Genomic DNA, 15,550 nt, shown 5'->3' on the forward strand with positions numbered 1-15,550 from the left:
CCATGCCGTTCGTGACCGTCCGGCATTTCACCGAGGACGACATCCCCACGCGTACCGCCCTGTTGCGCGAGTCGCGCTTCCAGGCGAATCTCACCGACTTCGCGGTCGTCAGCGACGACGACGCGCTCACCGCCAACCAGCGCCGCACCCTCACGCGTGAGCACGACGTCAAGCGGATGTTCACCATGTGCGACTCCCGCGGCGCGACCGTCGGCTTCGCCTGGATCACCTCGATCGACTGGCCCGGCCAGACCTGTGAGCTGTCCTTCGGCGTGCTGCCGGAGTGCCGGGGCCCGTACGGCGCGACCGCCGTCACCGCCGCGCACGCGTACATCCGCGCGGAGTTGAACATGCGGGTGGTCGTCAACCAGGTCCTGGAGCACAACACGATGCTGGTGTCGTCCGGTGAACTCACCGAGCAGCGGCGGGTCCGCTGCGCGTACGACTCCTACACCGTCGGCGAGTGGCGCACCGCCTGCTACTGGACCGAGAGCGAGCAGGACGTGCACCGCCGGCGTGAGCAGGTCGCCGACCGGCGCCGTGCGATCGCCGCCCGTATCCGCTCCACGTCGTCCCAGCCGTCATGAGCGCCCGCGCCGCGGAAGGCGGCTATCTGCACCACGCGACGATCGTGGGCGACACCGTGGTCTTCGTGTGCGAGGACGACCTGTGGACGGTGTCCGCCGAGGGCGGCACCGCGCGGCGGCTCACCGCGGGCACGACCGCGTGCGCGGGCCCCCGGCTCTCGCCCGACGGCCGCCAGGTCGCCTTCACCGGCTCCCCCGACGGCCTCACCGAGGTCTGCCTGACGTCGGTCTCGGGCGGTCCCGTCCGCCGGCTGACCCACCAGGCGGGCCGGTGCACGGTCACCGGCTGGCACCCGCTGACCGGCGAGATCCTGTACGCGAGCACCGCGGGCCAGCCCGAGGGCTTCGGCTTCCGGCTGTTCGCCGTGCACCCCGACGGCGGCCCGCCCCGGCTGGTCGAGGCGGGCCCCGCCGCGTCCGTGTCGTACGGGCCCGGCGGCGGTTCGGTGATCGGCCGGAGCATCGCCGACCCGGCGCGCCGCAAGCGCTACCGCGGGGGGGCGGCCGGTGAACTCTGGGTGGACGACGACGGATCCGGCGCGTACCGGCGGCTCGCGCTGCCCGCGGGCAATCCGGCGGACCCCTGCTGGGTCGGCAACCGGATCTACTTCATCAGCGACCACGAGGGCACCGGCAACGTCTACTCCTGCCACTCCGACGGCACGGGTCTGACCCGGCACACCGACCACGACGAGTACTACGCGCGCGGTCTGTCCAGCGACGGCCGCCGGCTGGTCTACCACAGCGGCGCGGTCCTGCACGTGCTGGACCCGGCGCGCGGCGGCACCCGGCGGCTGCGGGTGGAGCTGGGCCCCTCGGGCGTCCAGCACCAGCGCCGCATCGTGTCGGCCACCGGTTTCCTGGACGGGGCGCGGATCGGCCCCGACGGGCAGACCCTCGCGGTCACCGCCCGCGGCAAGGCGTTCACGCTCGCGCCCTGGTCGGGTCCGGTACGGCGGCACGGGCGCCCGGACGGTGTCCGCTACCGGCTGCTGAACTGGCTCGCCGACGGCGAGCGGCTGGTCGCGGTCGCGGGCGACTCAGGGCCCGGTGAGCGGCTGGTGCTGCTGCCCGCGGAGGGCGGCTCGGAGCTGCTCGGCGTGCCGCTGGCCGACCTGGGCTATGTCACCGCGCTGGCCGCCTCGCCCGCCACCGGGCAGGTCGCCTTCGCCACCAACCGGCAGGAGTTGTGGAGCGTCGACACCGACCGGCCGAAGCTGGAGCCGCGGCTGCTCGACACCAGTGCCCATGAGCGGATCGAGGATCTGGCCTGGTCGCCCGACGGCCGCTGGCTCGCCTACACCTATCCGGACACGCCCAGGAGCACGGCCATCAAGGTCGCCGAGGTGGACACCGGACGCACCTCGCGGATCACCCGCCCGGTGCTGCGGGACGCGCTGCCGTCCTTCGACCCGGCGGGCCGCTACCTGTACTTCGTCGGTCAGCGCGACCTGACGCCCGAGCACGACCAGGTCCAGTTCGAGATCGGCTTCCCCTTCGGCGCCCGGCCGTACGCGGTGCCGCTGACCGCCGACCGGCAGCCGCCGTTCGCTCCGCCGCAGCAGTCGGCGGGCGGCGCGTACTCCCCCGACGGGTACGACGAGGGCGATCCGGAAGGGCCGGTCGCCATCGACTTCACCGGTATCGAACGGCGCCTGGTCCCGCTGCCGGTCCCCGAGGGCCGGTACGCGGCGGTGCTCGGTCTGCCCGACTGCGTGCTGCTGCTGTCGGTACCGCTCAGCGCGCCCGAGCCGGACGACCCGCAGCAGCAACAGGAGGGCAGCGTCACACTGGTGGACCTGGCGACCGGCGACGTGACCGAGGACTACCTCGGGCCGGTCGACGAGATCAGCACCGACCGCACCGGCACGGCGCTGCTCTACCGGCACAACCACCGGCTGCGCGTGGTGCCCGCGGGCGCGCCCAAGGAGGCCGTGGAGGACTTCGACTCGCCCATCGCCCCGCCGGGGCGGCCCACCGGCTGGGTCGACCTGGACCGGGTCAAGATCCCGTTCGTGCCTGCCGCAGAGTGGCGGCAGATGTTCCGGGAGGCGTGGCGGCTCCAGCGCGAGAGCTTCTGGAACGCCGACATGTCGGGGGTCGACTGGGACGCGGTGCACCGGTGCTATCTGCCGCTGCTCGACCGGGTCGCGACCCGCGCCGAACTCTCGGACCTGGTCTGGGAGTTGCACGGCGAGCTGGCGACCTCGCACGCGTACGAGCGCGGCGGCGACTACGGCGCGCCGAGCGGTGAGGCGCAGGGGTTCCTCGGCGTGGACTGGGAGCCCGCGCCGCAGGCCGAGGGCCGCTGGCGGATCGCGCACGTGCTGCGCGGCGACCCGTGGAACCCCGACGCCACCTCGCCCTGCGACCGGCCGGGCGTCGACATCCGGCCGGGCGACGAGATCGCCGCGGTCGACGGGCACCTCGTGGGGCCCGGCGGGCCGGCGGAACTGCTCACCGGTCTCGCGGGCCGCGAGGTCGAACTGACCGTGCTGCGCGGCGGCGCCGTCCCGCGCCGGGTGGTGGTCCGCGCGGCCCGCAGCGAGGCCCGCGCCCGCTACCTGGACTGGGTGGCGCGCAACAGCGCTTACGTGGACACCGTCTCCGACGGCAGGCTCGCGTATCTGCACGTGCCGGACATGTTCAGGACCGGATACGCGGACTTCGTACGGCAGTTCCTCGGCGGTCTGGACCGGGAGGGGCTGGTGGTCGACGTGCGGTTCAACGGCGGCGGCCATGTCTCTCCGCTGCTCCTCGACCGGCTCGCGCGCAGCCGCACGGGTACCGAGCACGGCCGGTGGAGCGGCGCGGTGCCGTACCCGCTGGAGTCGCCGCGCGGTCCGATGGCGGCGCTGATCAACGAACAGACCGGCTCCGACGGCGAGATCTTCGGCCATATGTTCCGCGAGCGCGGCCTGGGCACGCTGGTGGGCACGCGGACGTGGGGCGGCACGATCGCCACCTGGCCGCGGCACGGGCTGGTCGACGGCACGGTGACCACCCAGCCCGAATTCTGCTACTACTTCCGCGGGGTCGGGGCGGGGCTGGAGAACCGGGGGGTCGAGCCGGACATCACGGTCGCCGTGGTCCCGGCGGGGCCGCAGCCCGGCCTGGACGCGCAGTTGGCGACGGCGGTGACGCACCTGCTGACGGTGCTGCCGACACCGGCGTCGACGGACGGCTCCGGCATGGACCTCGCACCGGCCGACGCCGGGGCGGTCGACGCCGGGGCCGTCGGCGCCGCGACGGGACGGAGCGGCGGATGAGCGTGCCGGAGGCGGCGGGGCGGGCCGCGGCCGGATCGCTCGTCCCCACCCCTCTGGCGGCGAGCCCCTTTGAGGCCGGGCCGGTCGCGGCGGGAACGGTCGCGGCCGGGACCCGTGCGGCGGAAACGGTCGCGGCCGGGACCCGTGCGGCGGAAACGGTCGCGGCCGGGTCGGTCATGGCCGGTCCGGCCGTCACAACGCCCCTGGTGGCGGCTCCTGTGGGGGCGGGGGCGATAGCGGCTGGGACGCATGCGGCGGGAACGGCGTCGGCGGGAACGGTCGCGGCCGGAGGGGCCCTCGCCCCGCCCGTCGCCGGGACCTGCGAGGTGTGGCTGGTGCCGGTGCGGCGGCGGGAGGCGTGGGCCGGTCTGCTCGGCGCCGAGGAGCGGGAGCGGTGGCAGGTGCTCGGTGAGGGCGCGGCGGCCGATACGTTGCTGACCTCGCGGGTGGCCCAACGGCTCGTCGTGGGGCGCTACTTGGGCGTGCCACCGGCCGAGGTGGCCGTCGAGCGCGGTTGCGCGCTGTGCGGCGCGCCCCGGCACGGCCGCCCCCGGGTGGCGGACGCCGCCTTCGACTTCTCCGTCTCGCACACCCGCGAGTGGCTGCTGATCGCGGTCGTCGGCAGCGGCCTGATCGGCGCGGATCTCGACCAACTCGACGCGGACCGTGACGCGGATGGCCTCGCGGCGCTCACCCTGACCCCCGCCGAGCGCGCCGCGTACGACCAACTCCCGCCCAGCGCACGCCCGGAGGCGTTCCTCGACGCCTGGGTGCGCAAGGAGGCGGCGATGAAGCTGACCGGCCACGGCCTGTCGGCTCCTCCCGCGGCGATCGACGTCAGCACTGCGCTGGCCACGGCGCCGACCGTGCGGGACTGGCCCCGCGCCCCGCTCCACCTCGCCCCCCTCGCGGCCCCGCCCGCCCATCGCGCGGCCCTGGCCACGACGGTTCCGGTGACCCACGTCCGGCGGCGCACGCTCCCGGAGTGACGGTAGCCACGCATGGCACCCCATGCCCGAGAGCCACACCCGACCGCGTACCGATGCGTTTCGGACGGTGTCGGGCGGCGGTCGGCGCGACGCGCGCGGGTGCGCGACGGCACGGCGCGGCGTCGCCGGTCGGTGCCGCCGCGCCGACATCACGTGGGCGCCTCGTTCGGGGCGTGACGTCCCGTCACCGAAGGCGTGACCACCGGGTCGCATCGGCGTGAAACGGCCCGAATCCGCCCTACCGGCGAGTGCGGAGAGCGAACTAGCCTCGACACCAAGTTAGTTGCCTACGGCACTTAGTGCTACAGGCACTGACCTCTGCTGTCCCTGGCACCGCTCTGGCACCTTCCGCACCGGCAAGACAGGAGTGTCCGTCATGGCCACCGCCGCGCACCCGCCCGTTGCCGTCACCGCCCCCGCCGCTCGCGGGACGTGCCCCTTCGCCCCACCGCCCGCGTACGAACAGGCCCGAGGCGAGGAGGGGTTGAGCCGCGTCCGGCTGTGGGACGGCACCTCGTGCTGGATGGTGACCCGGCACGCGGACATCCGCTCCGTGCTGCGGGACCGGAGCTTCAGCTCGGACGCCAGGCGGCCCGGCTTCCCGTTCCTCTCGGCGGGCCTGCGGACGCTCGCCACCGACCGGCCGACCTTCATCCGGATGGACGACCCGGACCACGCCCGGCTGCGCCGCATGCTCACCGCCGACTTCATGATCCGCAAGGTCGCCGAGATGCGGCCGGCCGTACGCCAGGTCACCGACGACCTGCTGGACCGGATGGCCGCCCGCGCCGACCGCACCACGGACCTGGTCGCCGACTTCGCGCTGCCGCTGCCCTCCATGGTCATCTGCCTGCTGCTGGGCGTCCCCTACGCCGACCACGCCTTCTTCCAGCGGTGCAGCAGCACGATGCTGCGCACCGACGCGCCGCCGCGGGAGGTCGGCGCGGCGCAGGACGAACTGGGCGCCTACCTCGCCGGGTTGGCCCGCGCCAAGCGGGCCGCGCCGGACGACAGCATCATCAGCCGCCTCGCCGAGCAGGACGTCCTGGACGACGACGAGATCGCGTCGATGGGCCGGCTGCTGCTGGTGGCCGGGCACGAGACCACCGCCAACATGACCGCCCTGTCGGTCCTCGCCCTGCTGCGCGAGCCCGCCCAGGCCGAGCGGCTGCACGAGGCGGCCCGGCTCGACGAGGACGGCGACGGCTCCGCCCTCGACACCGCCGTCGAGGAGCTGCTGCGCTACATGACGGTGGTCCACAACGGGATCGGCCGGGTCGCCGTCGAGGACGTGGAGGTCAGCGGCACGCGGATACGCGCGGGCGAGGGCGTCCTGTGCATGATCGGCGCCGCCAACCGTGACGAGGACGCCTTCCCCGACGGCGGCCTGCTCGACCTCGGCCGCCCCGGCGCCCGCCGCCACCTGGCCTTCGGCTTCGGCGTCCACCAGTGCCTCGGCCAGCCGCTCGCCCGCCTCGAACTGCGCGTCGCGCTGCCCGCCGTACTCCAGAGGTTCCCCGGCCTGCGCCTGGCCGTCCCCTTCGAAGAGCTGCGCTTCCGCCACGAGATGGCCGTCTACGGACTGCACGCGCTCCCCCTCGCCTGGTGAACCCCGCCGCTCCGCAACGAAAGGAACGCCTCATGCGTGTCCACGTCGACACCGACAAGTGCTGCGGCTCCGGCATGTGCGTCCTGGCCGCGCCCGGCGTCTTCGACCAGCGCGACGAGGACGGCATCGTCCGGCTGCTGGCCGACGAGCCGCCCGAGGCGACGTGGGACGACGTCCGCGAGGCCGAGGTGGGCTGCCCTGCGCAGGCGATCGAGACGGTCGAGCCGTAGGCCGTAGCCGCATGACGTACAGCCGTACAGCCGCGGTGGTCCGGGGGCGCTCCGCCGGGAGCGCCCCCGGGTCACCGGCCGCCCGGCAGTTCCCACCGCCGGTCGTAGAAGGGGTACAGGCGGTGGGGCGCGACGCGCAGGTCCATCGCGCGATGTCCTGTCCCGGTCCGCCGCGGTCGCTTGCTGCCCGGCTCAGGCGACGTAGCGGGCGAGTGAGGTGACGACCGCGGCCGGGCGGCGTGACCCTTCGATCTCGATGGTGCTCTCCAGCCTCACCTGGACGGCCGCGTCCAGGCGTGCGGCCTCCGCGAGCCGCGCCGTGGCGCGGATCCTGGAGCCTTCGAGCACGGGCGTGACGAACCGGACGCGGTCCAGGCCGTAGTTGACCGCGAAGGAGACGTTGTCGACGCGGTAGAGCCGGGTGGTGAGTTCGGCGAGCAGCGACAGGGTGAGGTAGCCGTGGGCGACCGTCCGCCCGAAGGGGCCGGAGGCGGCGCGGTCCGGGTCGACGTGGATCCACTGGTGGTCCCCGGTCACGTCGGCGAAGGCGTCGATACGCCCCTGGTCGACCGCGATCCAGTCGCTGGCCCCCAGGTCCTCGCCTTCGGAGTCGGCCAGATCCGTCAGGCCGTCGAATATCCGCACGTGCCTCGTCCCTTCTGGTTGTCGTCCGGGCCGCTTCCCCGGCGCCGGTGCCGGGAGTCGTCGCCGGGCTGCCGCCGCGTGATCGTCCGGGAGTCGAACCGCCACCGGCCGTCCACGCGGCGGAACCGGTCGGCGTAGGTGTTGCGGGTGACGAGCAGGGCCCGCTCACCGGGGAATCGCTGGGTGACCTCGATGCCGCAGGTCCCGTACGCCTCGTCCCGCGAACCGCCTGGTGCGAGGCTGATGTCGTGCACGCGGTGCCGGGTGTGCGTGGCGCCGTCGTAGGTGAGGACGTTCTCCCGCATCCAGTCCTCGACGTCGGCGCCGGGCATTCCCAGCCAGGTGCCGTCGCCGAAGAGGCGGGCGAAGCGCGCGAAGTCACCGGTGTCCACGCTGTCGCAGTACGCGGTCAGCAGGGCGGTGATCCGCCGGACGTCCTGGGCGTCGAGCGCCGGGCCCCGGGGTGTGGGGCCCGGCGCGTCGAGCGGGTCGCGCCGGGTCACGAGGGCTGCTTCGCCAGTTCCTTGGGCTTGCCGCCGACGAACTGGAAGGCCACGAGCGACTTGCTGAATCCGTCGCGTCCGTCACCGAAGTTGATCAGCGAGCCGTCCTTGCCCGCGGCGCCCGCGAAGGGCGTGATCGCGTCGATCGCCTTGGCGAGCTTGTCCCCGTCGGTGTCGCCGTTGGTGGCGTCGAGCCCCTTCTTCAGGACGGTGAAGGCGTCCCAGGTGGCGCCCGCCTGCTCCGCCAGGCCCAGCGCGAGCGCGTCCGCGCTGCCGCCGTACTCGGTGGCGTACGCCTTGATGAAGTCCTGGTACTCCGGCTTGGACGGCTGCTGGTTGGCCAGCGTGTAGATCGCCGGGAGCTTGGTGTACGCGTCGCCGCCGATCTTCAGGGCGTCCGGCGCGATGAGCGAGCCGAAGCCGACGACGGGCACGTTGACCCCGGCCTCCGCCATCGTCTTGAGCATGAGTCCCGCGTCGGCAGCCGCGGAGCCGATGTGGACGACGGCGTCCGGGTGCTCGCCCTTCAGCTTGGTCACGGCCGAGGTCAGGTCGGTCGCGCCCAGCGTGTAGTGCACGGTGTCGCCCGGGTCCATGCCAGCCTGCTTCGCCTGGTCGACGATCGGCTTCCACAGCGTCGATCCGGTCGGGCCGTCGTCCGCGGTCACCACCGGGTGCTTGTAGCCGAGCGACTTGAGCAGGTCGATCAACTGGACCGGGTAGTCGCTCTGGTCGACGGTGGTGCGGAAGGTGTACTTCGCGCCGTCCATCAGGGCGGGCGAGATCGTCGAGGAGTTGATGAAGACGATCTTGCGCGGCTCGACGATCTTGCGGATCGCCAGTCCCTCAATGCTGGTGTAGCCGCCCATCATGACCCCGGCCTTGTCGACCGTGATGGCCCGCTGGGCGACCTTGGCCGACTCGTCGGCGGTGAGCTTGTCGTCGTAGACCTTGAGGGAGAGCTTCCGGCCGCCCGCGCCGCCGTCCGCGTTGATCGTCTTCACGGCCAGCTTTGCCGTGTTGACCATCTGCTCGGCCACTGCCGCGTTGCCGCTGGTGAGCGGGGCTGCGAAGCCAATGACCAGGGTCTTGCCGCCGCCACCGCTGGAGGTGCTGCCCCCGCCGTTGGAGCCGCAGGCGGCGAGCGACATCGTGGCGGCGAGCGCCAGGACGCCGACGCCGAAGAGGGATCTGTGCACAACAGGCTCCTTAACGAAGTGAAATGATGGATCGCCGGCGACGGCGCGTACGCGCGTCACGGGGAGGGTGGGCGGGCTCAGCCGCGAGCGGGCTCAGCCGGATGTGCTCTCGGTCGGGGGCGGCCTCGGCCGGACCCGGCCTCGGTCGCGTGGCGCGGTCTCAGCCGGAGGTGGCCTCGGGCCGCCACTGGGGCAGGCCGATCCCGTCGGCGATCCGCAACTGATACGCCTGGACGCGCTGGCCGACGCGGACCTCGTCCACGGGGCAGCCGGTGATGTTGCCCATCATGCGCGGCCCCTCGTCGAGGTCGACCAGCGCGATCACGTACGGCGCGTCCTCGTCGAATCCGGGCATGCCCGCCTGCCGGACGACGGTGTACGTGTAGACGGTGCCCCGCCCGCTCGCCGCCTCCCACTCGGGCGTCGCCGCACACACGCGGCAGATCAGCCGCGGGTAGTGCTGCGTGGCGTGGCAGGACGGGCAGCGCTGGATCAGCAGCGTGCCTTCCTGGGCGGCGCGGAAATAGGTGGTGCTGACGGGGTCGAGTTCGGGGAGCGGCTTCGCCCAGGTGTCGGCCACGTCGATGACGTCGAGGGTCCCCTGTGGGCCGCGGATGTTCTCGGTTGCCATCTGCCTCATCTGCCTTTCCCGAGGATGGTGACGCCGATCGTGGAGAACCAGCCGCCGGAGCCGGCCGCGAGCGCCACCTCGCAGTCCGGCACCTGCACCTCACCGGCCTGGCCGCGCAGTTGCCTGACCGCCTCGATCAGCAGGAAGATCCCGCGCAGTCCCGGATGGCAGGCGGACAGGCCGCCGCCGTCGGTGTTGACGGGCAGCTTCCCGCCGAGCCGGAGGTTGCCCTCCTCGGCGAAGGGACCGCCCTCGCCCGGCTTGCAGAAGCCCAGGCTCTCCAGCAGCAGGATGACCGTGATGGTGAAGCTGTCGTAGAGCATGGCCATGTCCACGTCGGCCGGGGTCAGTCCGGCGCGCGCGAAGGCGTCGGGGCCGGAGCGCGCCCCCGCCGTGGTGGTCACGTCCGGCGCCTGCGAGATGTTCCAGTGGTTCTGGCGGGCGGCCGTGCCCAGGATCGAGACGTACGGCTGTCTGAGGTCGCGGGCGCGCTCCTCGGTGGTGACGATGACGGCGCCGCCGCCGTCGGTGATCGCACAGCAGTCGAACAGGTGCAGCGGGTCGGCGATCATCCGGGAGTCGAGGACGTCGTCCACGGTCAGCGGCTTGCGGTAGATGGCCTGCGGATTGTGGGCCGCGTGTTCGCGGACCGCGACGGCGACGCTGGCGAGCTGTTCCGGCGTGGTGCCGTACTCGTACATGTGACGCTGCGCGGCCATCGCGTACGCGGCGACCGTCGTCTTGCCGTACGGCTCCTCGTACGCCGCGCCGCCGACGGGCCTGCGGCCGTACGCCGTGCCGAGGCTCCGTCCCATCCGGGTCAGCAGGTCGCTGCCGTAGGTGAGGAGGATCGTGTCCGCCATGCCGGACCGGATCGCGGCCTCGGCGTGCTGGATCTGGAACTCGTAGGCCGATCCGCCGGTGTACGTGCCCTCGATCCACCGCGGGTCGAGGCCCAGGTACTCCGCGGTCTCGGGGAGGTCGACGCCGGGGACGCCGGGGATCCACGCCTCGGCGCAGCCGAAGCCGTCGATGTCGTCCTTGCGGAGGCCGGAGTCGGCCAGCGCGCGTTGCATCGCCTGGGCCTGGTGGCCGAGGGCGTCGAGATGGGGCGCCTTGGGACCGTCTGACAGTCCGACGGCGGCGATGACCGGGGTGCGGTCGGGGCGGGTCACGGCTCAACTCCTCCTGTTCGTCGTGGAGTTCGTATGGCGCAGTTCGTGTTTCTGGATCTTGCCCGAGGCGGTTCTCGGCAGTTCGGGGAGCACCTGCCACGAGGTGGGGATCTTCTGCTTGGCGAGCTTGGCCCGGTCCAGGTACGCCGTCATCTCGCCGTCGCCCGGCCACTCCTGGCCCGAGGCCAGGGTGACGAAGGCGCCGACGACCTCGCCGAGCCGCGGGTCGGGCAGTCCGACCACGGCCGCCATGTCGACGGCCGGGTGCCGCTGGATGAGTTCCTCGATGTCGCGGGCGGAGAACTTCTCGCCCGCGCGGTTGATGATGTCCTTGGTACGGCCGGTGATGCGGACCAGACCGCGCGTGTCGACCCGGCCGAGGTCGCCGGTGTAGAACCAGCCTTCCTCGTCGAGCTGTTCGCGGGTGAGGGCCGGGTCGGTGTAACCGATGAGCGCCTGCGGACCCCTGATCCGCAGTTCGCCCTCCGCGCCGGGCGGGAGCGGCCGGCGCTCGGCGTCGACGGCCTGGATCTCGCTGCCGGGGACGACGGCGCCGTCGTACTCGGCCCTGATGTCGAGCGGCTCGGTGGGGGCGACCCAGGAGACTCCCCCGCCGGTCTCCGTCATGCCGTAGCCGCGCAGCGCGGTGATCCCGACCTCGCCCGCTTCCCTGATCAGGTCGGGTACGGTCGCCGCGCCGCCGGACATGAACACCGAGATCGGGTGGCCGGTGCCGATGCCCTCGCGATGGGCCGCGACCAGGTCGTGGAGGAACACCGAGGCGGCGGTGGTGAAGGTGCACCGTTCGCGTTCGATGATCCGGGCCGCCTCCGCGCCGTTCCAGACCGGCATCACGACGATCTTGGCGCCCATGGACGCGGGCCAGACGACCCCGGCGTTGAAACCGGCCAGGTGGGACAGGGGCGAGGCGCAGAAGAAGACGTCCTTGGCGCTCAGCGACATGGTGTGCCGGATGCTGCGCGCGTTGGACACGAATCCCTGGCCCGTCAGCTCGACGCCCTTGGGCGCCGAGGTCGTCCCCGAGGTGTAGAGCATCAGGCAGCACCGGTCGGGTTCGAGCGGGTCGGGGAGGGAGACGGCGGGCCGCCGGTCGTCCCGGCCGGGGAAGGCGCGCCAGCCGGGCCGCGGCTCCTCCAGGCCCACGCAGAAGCGGGCGACCGGTCCCCAGGTGGCGCCCTCCAGGATGCCGTCCAGCTCCTCGGCGGGGCGCCTGCCGCGGTTCTCCGCGATCGAGATCACCGCGCGCGGCTTGCAGTCGTTGACGATGTGCGCCATCTCGTGCTCGCGGTAGATCGGCACCACCGGGACGTTGACCGCGCCGATCCGGAAGGCGGCGACCTGGCCCAGCAGCGCCTCCGCCAGATTCGGCAGCTGGATCATGACGCGGTCGCCGCGTACGACTCCCGCCTCGACCAAGTGCGCGGCGAGCACATCGGCCCACGCGGCGAATTCGCCGTACGTCAGCCGAAGGTCGCCGATCACCAGGAATTCGCGGTCCGGGGTGCGCTCGGCGACGTCGAACACCCACCATCCGAGGCGTTCGGAGGTCCAGTATCCGTGCTCGCGGTAGTACGCCTCGCGATCGGTCTTCGTCGTCGGCGCGGGAGCAGCGGCCATGCTCTTTCCTCTCGTCGCGAACTGTGCGGACGGCGAAGCGGAGGCCGTTCACCGGAAGTGGTTAGCCATGTGTAACATCGTCTTAAACCGAGCGCAATGGATCGCGTCAATCTCTTTACCTGGCTAAGCAAATGTGTTTCAGTGCCTCCTGATCACGCTGTTCACCCGGGGGCACATCTCGTGGACCGAGCCGCACGAGCACGGAGGAGAAGGGCGAGAAATGGACGAGCTGAAGGGGAAGGTCGCCGTCGTGACGGGGGCCGGCCAGGGCATCGGGCGCGCCGAGGCGCGGGCGCTCGCACGGGCGGGCGCGCATGTGGTCGTCAACGACGTGGGCCGAACGCCGCAGGGCCGGCCGGCCGCCGACGAGGCCGTCGAGGAGATCCGCGCGGCCGGGGGCAGCGCCGAGGCCAACGGGGACGACATCTCCACCTGGGACGGCGCAGAGCGGCTGATCGCCCAGGCGGCCGGCGTCCGGGGAAAGCTCGACTTCCTCGTCTGCAACGCGGGCATCATCCGGGACCGCACCATCGTCAACATCTCCGAGGCCGAGTGGGACGCGGTGATGGCCGTCCACCTCAAGGGCCACGCCGGTCCCCTGCACTTCGCCGCCGCCCACTGGAAGGCACTGCACCAGGCGTCCGGCGAGCCGGTCGACGCCGCCGTGGTGACCACGTCCTCGGAGGCCGGGCTCTACGGCAATTTCGGGCAGGTCAACTACTCGGCCGCCAAGGCGGGCATCGTCGCCCTCACCCAGGTCGCGGCGCGCGAGCTGGCACGCTACGGCGTACGCGCCAACTCCATCTGCCCGCGCGCCCGGACCGGCATGACCGAAGGCGTCGTCGAGGGCATGGCGCCCGCCGAGGGCGCGGCCGACGAGTGGGACCCCGAGAGCGTCGCCGCGCTCACGGCCTTCCTCGGCTCCGCGCACTCCCGGGGGATCACCGGCCAGGTCTTCGTCGTCCACGGCCCGACGGTGTCCCGCATGCGGGAGTGGACGCCCGCGAACGAGATCACCGGGAGCACGGCGCTGCGGCTGGACGACATCATCGCCCAGCGGGACCGTCTCGGCTCGGCGCGGGACACGACCGTCGTGGACTTCGCCGAGGCTTCCGCGCGATCGGGCCGCCTGGCAGCGATCTGACCGTACGTCAGCCGCGTACGACGGTGGCCGGGCCCTCGGGGCCCGGCCACCTTTTCGCTGTCCGCGTCGTCAGCCCTCCACGATGATCGCGGCGGCCGGGCACCCGGCCGCCGCCGCGTCCGCCGCGGCGCGGTCGGCGGCGCCGATCCGCTCCCGCAGCACGGCCACGGCCCCGTCGTCGTCCAGGCCGAAGACCGAGGGCGCCACCAGGACGCAGTTCCCCGCGCCCACGCAGGCGTCCGCGTCCGCGCTGACGGTGGCGGTAGCCGTGGCCGGGGCCGGGGCGGCCTCTTCGGCCGGGGCCACCACGGCGTTGAGCGGGCTGAACGAGCGCGGCATGTAGCCGCGGTAGCGCGCCGGTTCCGCGTCGCGGTCCCAGCGCAGCGTCCCGTAGCGGTCGAGCAACTGCGAGATCACCTCGACCTCCTCGCCGCGCGAGAGGGCGGCGCCGACGCAGTAGCGCGGACCGACGTTGAACGCGACGTGCGTCTTGAGATTGCCGCGGTCCAGGTCGACGGTCTCGGGGTGGTGGAACTGCCGGGGGTCCCGGTTCGCCGCGCCGTTGACCGGATGCACCCGGTCGCCCTTGGCGATCAGCCGGCCCGCCACCTCGACGTCACGGGTCGCCACGCGCACCCGGAACTGCACGGGCGCCAGGTAGCGCAGCACCTCCTCGCCGAAGGCCACGATCTGCCGCTCGTCCCCGCGGATCCGGTCCTGCAACTCGGGGTGGTTCAGCAGCGTGTGGATGGCGTTCTTCAGGAAGTGCGCGGTGGTGTCGGTACCGGCGAAGAACAGCACCCGCGCCTGCGCCAGGATCTCCTCCTCGCCCCACTGCTCCAGCACGCCCTGCCCCTGCTCCCACAGCACCGAGATCAGGTCGTCGCGCGGCTCGTCCCGGCGCGCCCTGATGACCGGGAGCAGCACCTCGTTGAGGGCGGAGGCCGCGGCGGCGGCCTCGGCGTACGCCTCCTCGTCCTCGCCGAAGGTCTCGGTCCAGCGGAACATCGTGGAGTTCCAGCGACGGCACTTGGCCATCAACTCCTCGTCGCGCCAGTCGAGTCCGAGCAGCGCGGCGATGACGTCGCTGGGCACCACCGAGGCGAACTCGGCGGCGAGGTCGACATGCGTGCGCCCCTCGATCGCGTCGAGCCGGGTGCTCACCAGCTCCGCGATGAAAGCGGTCCGGTACCTGCGGACCGTCGTCGGCGTGAAGTGCTGGAGCAGGAAGTTGTGGACGCGGTGGTGCTGCTCGCCCTGGAGGAGCAGCACTCCCTTGGGTCCCCCGTAGACGTCCGCCGCGCCCTTGAGTTCGAAGTACGGGTGGGCGAAGAGATCCTCGTTGAGCTGGATGTACCGGCACTCCTCGTAGCCGACGACGATCCAGGCGTTCATGCCCTCGTCCCAGTGGACGGGACCGCGGGCGAGTCGGTCGGCGAAGAAGGGATACGGGTCTTGGTCGCGTGCTTCCTTCAGGCTCTCCATGGCGGGTTGGGCCTCCGAGGTGGATGTGGTCAGGCGCCGCCCGACGACGCCGGGCGGTGGGACACCAGAGCGGTGTCGACACCCGTGGGTCCGAGGTCGGCAGAGCCGCCGGGGTGGCCCAGCGGCTCGTCGCGCCCCGGAAGGGGTTCGAGGAAGAAGCGGGCGTTGTCGTCCACGAAGTCGGCCTGGCCCTCGGGTACTTCGTCGCGGTACTTGATGGCCGTGACGGGACAGACCGGCTCGCAGGCACCGCAGTCCACGCACTCGTCGGGGTGGATGTACGCCTTGCGCGAGCCCTCGTAGATGCAGTCGACCGGGCAGACCTCGACGCAGCTCCGGTCGAGGACGTCGATGCAGGCGCCGTGGATGACGTAGGCCATGGGAATGCCGACTTCCTGGTTGAGAGGGACAGTGGTGAACGCCCGCCGGTTCAGGCGGTGGTGGAC

14 protein-coding genes are annotated in these 15,550 nt (G+C 72.5%); 6 read left to right on the top strand and 8 right to left on the bottom strand.

The window, feature by feature from the left end; translation table 11 throughout:
• The first annotated feature begins 2 nt into the window (after positions 1-2).
• From ACFZBB_RS08555 to ACFZBB_RS08575, 5 genes are all read left to right on the top strand, one after another.
• On the top strand, positions 3-587 hold the full coding sequence (locus tag ACFZBB_RS08555; RefSeq protein ID WP_355342394.1) for a GNAT family N-acetyltransferase: 585 nt from the start codon (positions 3-5) through the stop codon (positions 585-587).
• Positions 584-3,856: a S41 family peptidase gene (locus ACFZBB_RS08560; RefSeq protein WP_391119154.1), complete on the top strand. Its 3,273-nt coding sequence runs from the start codon at positions 584-586 to the stop codon at positions 3,854-3,856. The genes ACFZBB_RS08555 and ACFZBB_RS08560 overlap by 4 nt, the downstream gene beginning before the upstream one ends.
• Positions 3,853-4,845, top strand: coding sequence for a 4'-phosphopantetheinyl transferase superfamily protein (locus tag ACFZBB_RS08565; RefSeq protein WP_391119156.1), 993 nt, complete (start codon positions 3,853-3,855; stop codon positions 4,843-4,845). The genes ACFZBB_RS08560 and ACFZBB_RS08565 overlap by 4 nt, the downstream gene beginning before the upstream one ends.
• Before the next feature lie 376 nt (positions 4,846-5,221).
• The gene (locus ACFZBB_RS08570; protein ID WP_391119158.1) at positions 5,222-6,454 is read left to right on the top strand and encodes a cytochrome P450; all 1,233 of its coding nucleotides are present in this window, start codon (positions 5,222-5,224) and stop codon (positions 6,452-6,454) included.
• A gap of 32 nt (positions 6,455-6,486) precedes the next feature.
• Positions 6,487-6,684, top strand: a complete 198-nt coding sequence (locus ACFZBB_RS08575) for a 4Fe-4S domain-containing protein (protein ID WP_391119160.1) — start codon at positions 6,487-6,489, stop codon at positions 6,682-6,684.
• A gap of 192 nt (positions 6,685-6,876) precedes the next feature.
• Here ACFZBB_RS08575 and ACFZBB_RS08580 read toward each other — a convergent pair whose 3' ends face one another.
• From ACFZBB_RS08580 to ACFZBB_RS08605, 6 genes are all read right to left on the bottom strand, one after another.
• Positions 6,877-7,329, bottom strand: a complete 453-nt coding sequence (locus tag ACFZBB_RS08580; RefSeq protein WP_391119162.1) for a MaoC/PaaZ C-terminal domain-containing protein — start codon at positions 7,327-7,329, stop codon at positions 6,877-6,879.
• Positions 7,308-7,832, bottom strand: coding sequence for a nuclear transport factor 2 family protein (locus tag ACFZBB_RS08585; RefSeq protein WP_391119165.1), 525 nt, complete (start codon positions 7,830-7,832; stop codon positions 7,308-7,310). The genes ACFZBB_RS08580 and ACFZBB_RS08585 overlap by 22 nt, the downstream gene beginning before the upstream one ends.
• Positions 7,829-9,031, bottom strand: coding sequence for an ABC transporter substrate-binding protein (locus tag ACFZBB_RS08590; RefSeq protein WP_391119167.1), 1,203 nt, complete (start codon positions 9,029-9,031; stop codon positions 7,829-7,831). Before ACFZBB_RS08590 ends, ACFZBB_RS08585 begins: the two co-directional genes overlap by 4 nt.
• A 160-nt stretch (positions 9,032-9,191) precedes the next feature.
• Positions 9,192-9,671, bottom strand: a complete 480-nt coding sequence (locus tag ACFZBB_RS08595) for an OB-fold domain-containing protein (RefSeq protein WP_391119169.1) — start codon at positions 9,669-9,671, stop codon at positions 9,192-9,194.
• Positions 9,668-10,837, bottom strand: coding sequence for an acetyl-CoA acetyltransferase (locus ACFZBB_RS08600; protein WP_188284240.1), 1,170 nt, complete (start codon positions 10,835-10,837; stop codon positions 9,668-9,670). Before ACFZBB_RS08600 ends, ACFZBB_RS08595 begins: the two co-directional genes overlap by 4 nt.
• Before the next feature lie 3 nt (positions 10,838-10,840).
• On the bottom strand, positions 10,841-12,475 hold the full coding sequence (locus tag ACFZBB_RS08605) for an AMP-binding protein (protein WP_391119172.1): 1,635 nt from the start codon (positions 12,473-12,475) through the stop codon (positions 10,841-10,843).
• A gap of 220 nt (positions 12,476-12,695) precedes the next feature.
• Here ACFZBB_RS08605 and ACFZBB_RS08610 point away from each other — a divergent pair, with 220 nt between their 5' ends.
• Complete coding sequence (locus tag ACFZBB_RS08610) at positions 12,696-13,619, top strand: SDR family NAD(P)-dependent oxidoreductase (RefSeq protein ID WP_391119174.1); 924 nt, start codon at positions 12,696-12,698, stop codon at positions 13,617-13,619.
• Between the two features lie 69 nt (positions 13,620-13,688).
• On the opposite strand, the gene ACFZBB_RS08615 is transcribed toward ACFZBB_RS08610, so the two are convergent.
• Both ACFZBB_RS08615 and fdxA read right to left on the bottom strand, forming a co-directional pair.
• Complete coding sequence (locus tag ACFZBB_RS08615; RefSeq protein ID WP_391119177.1) at positions 13,689-15,104, bottom strand: cytochrome P450; 1,416 nt, start codon at positions 15,102-15,104, stop codon at positions 13,689-13,691.
• A 29-nt stretch (positions 15,105-15,133) separates the two neighbouring features.
• The gene (gene fdxA / locus ACFZBB_RS08620) at positions 15,134-15,484 is read right to left on the bottom strand and encodes a ferredoxin (protein ID WP_391119179.1); all 351 of its coding nucleotides are present in this window, start codon (positions 15,482-15,484) and stop codon (positions 15,134-15,136) included.
• Positions 15,485-15,550 lie beyond the last annotated feature (66 nt).

Source organism: Streptomyces sp. NPDC008139, assembly GCF_042957025.1.
Lineage (GTDB): Bacteria > Actinomycetota > Actinomycetes > Streptomycetales > Streptomycetaceae > Actinacidiphila.

Coding starts and splice junctions, on each gene's coding strand:
- ACFZBB_RS08575 (WP_391119160.1), top strand. CDS start 6,487: ATGCGTGTCCACGTCGACACCGACAAGTGCTGCGGCTCCGGCATGTGC.
- ACFZBB_RS08605 (WP_391119172.1), bottom strand. CDS start 12,475: ATGGCCGCTGCTCCCGCGCCGACGACGAAGACCGATCGCGAGGCGTAC.
- ACFZBB_RS08615 (WP_391119177.1), bottom strand. CDS start 15,104: ATGGAGAGCCTGAAGGAAGCACGCGACCAAGACCCGTATCCCTTCTTC.
- fdxA (WP_391119179.1), bottom strand. CDS start 15,484: ATGGCCTACGTCATCCACGGCGCCTGCATCGACGTCCTCGACCGGAGC.
- ACFZBB_RS08570 (WP_391119158.1), top strand. CDS start 5,222: ATGGCCACCGCCGCGCACCCGCCCGTTGCCGTCACCGCCCCCGCCGCT.
- ACFZBB_RS08555 (WP_355342394.1), top strand. CDS start 3: ATGCCGTTCGTGACCGTCCGGCATTTCACCGAGGACGACATCCCCACG.
- ACFZBB_RS08595 (WP_391119169.1), bottom strand. CDS start 9,671: ATGAGGCAGATGGCAACCGAGAACATCCGCGGCCCACAGGGGACCCTC.
- ACFZBB_RS08610 (WP_391119174.1), top strand. CDS start 12,696: ATGGACGAGCTGAAGGGGAAGGTCGCCGTCGTGACGGGGGCCGGCCAG.
- ACFZBB_RS08560 (WP_391119154.1), top strand. CDS start 584: ATGAGCGCCCGCGCCGCGGAAGGCGGCTATCTGCACCACGCGACGATC.
- ACFZBB_RS08565 (WP_391119156.1), top strand. CDS start 3,853: ATGAGCGTGCCGGAGGCGGCGGGGCGGGCCGCGGCCGGATCGCTCGTC.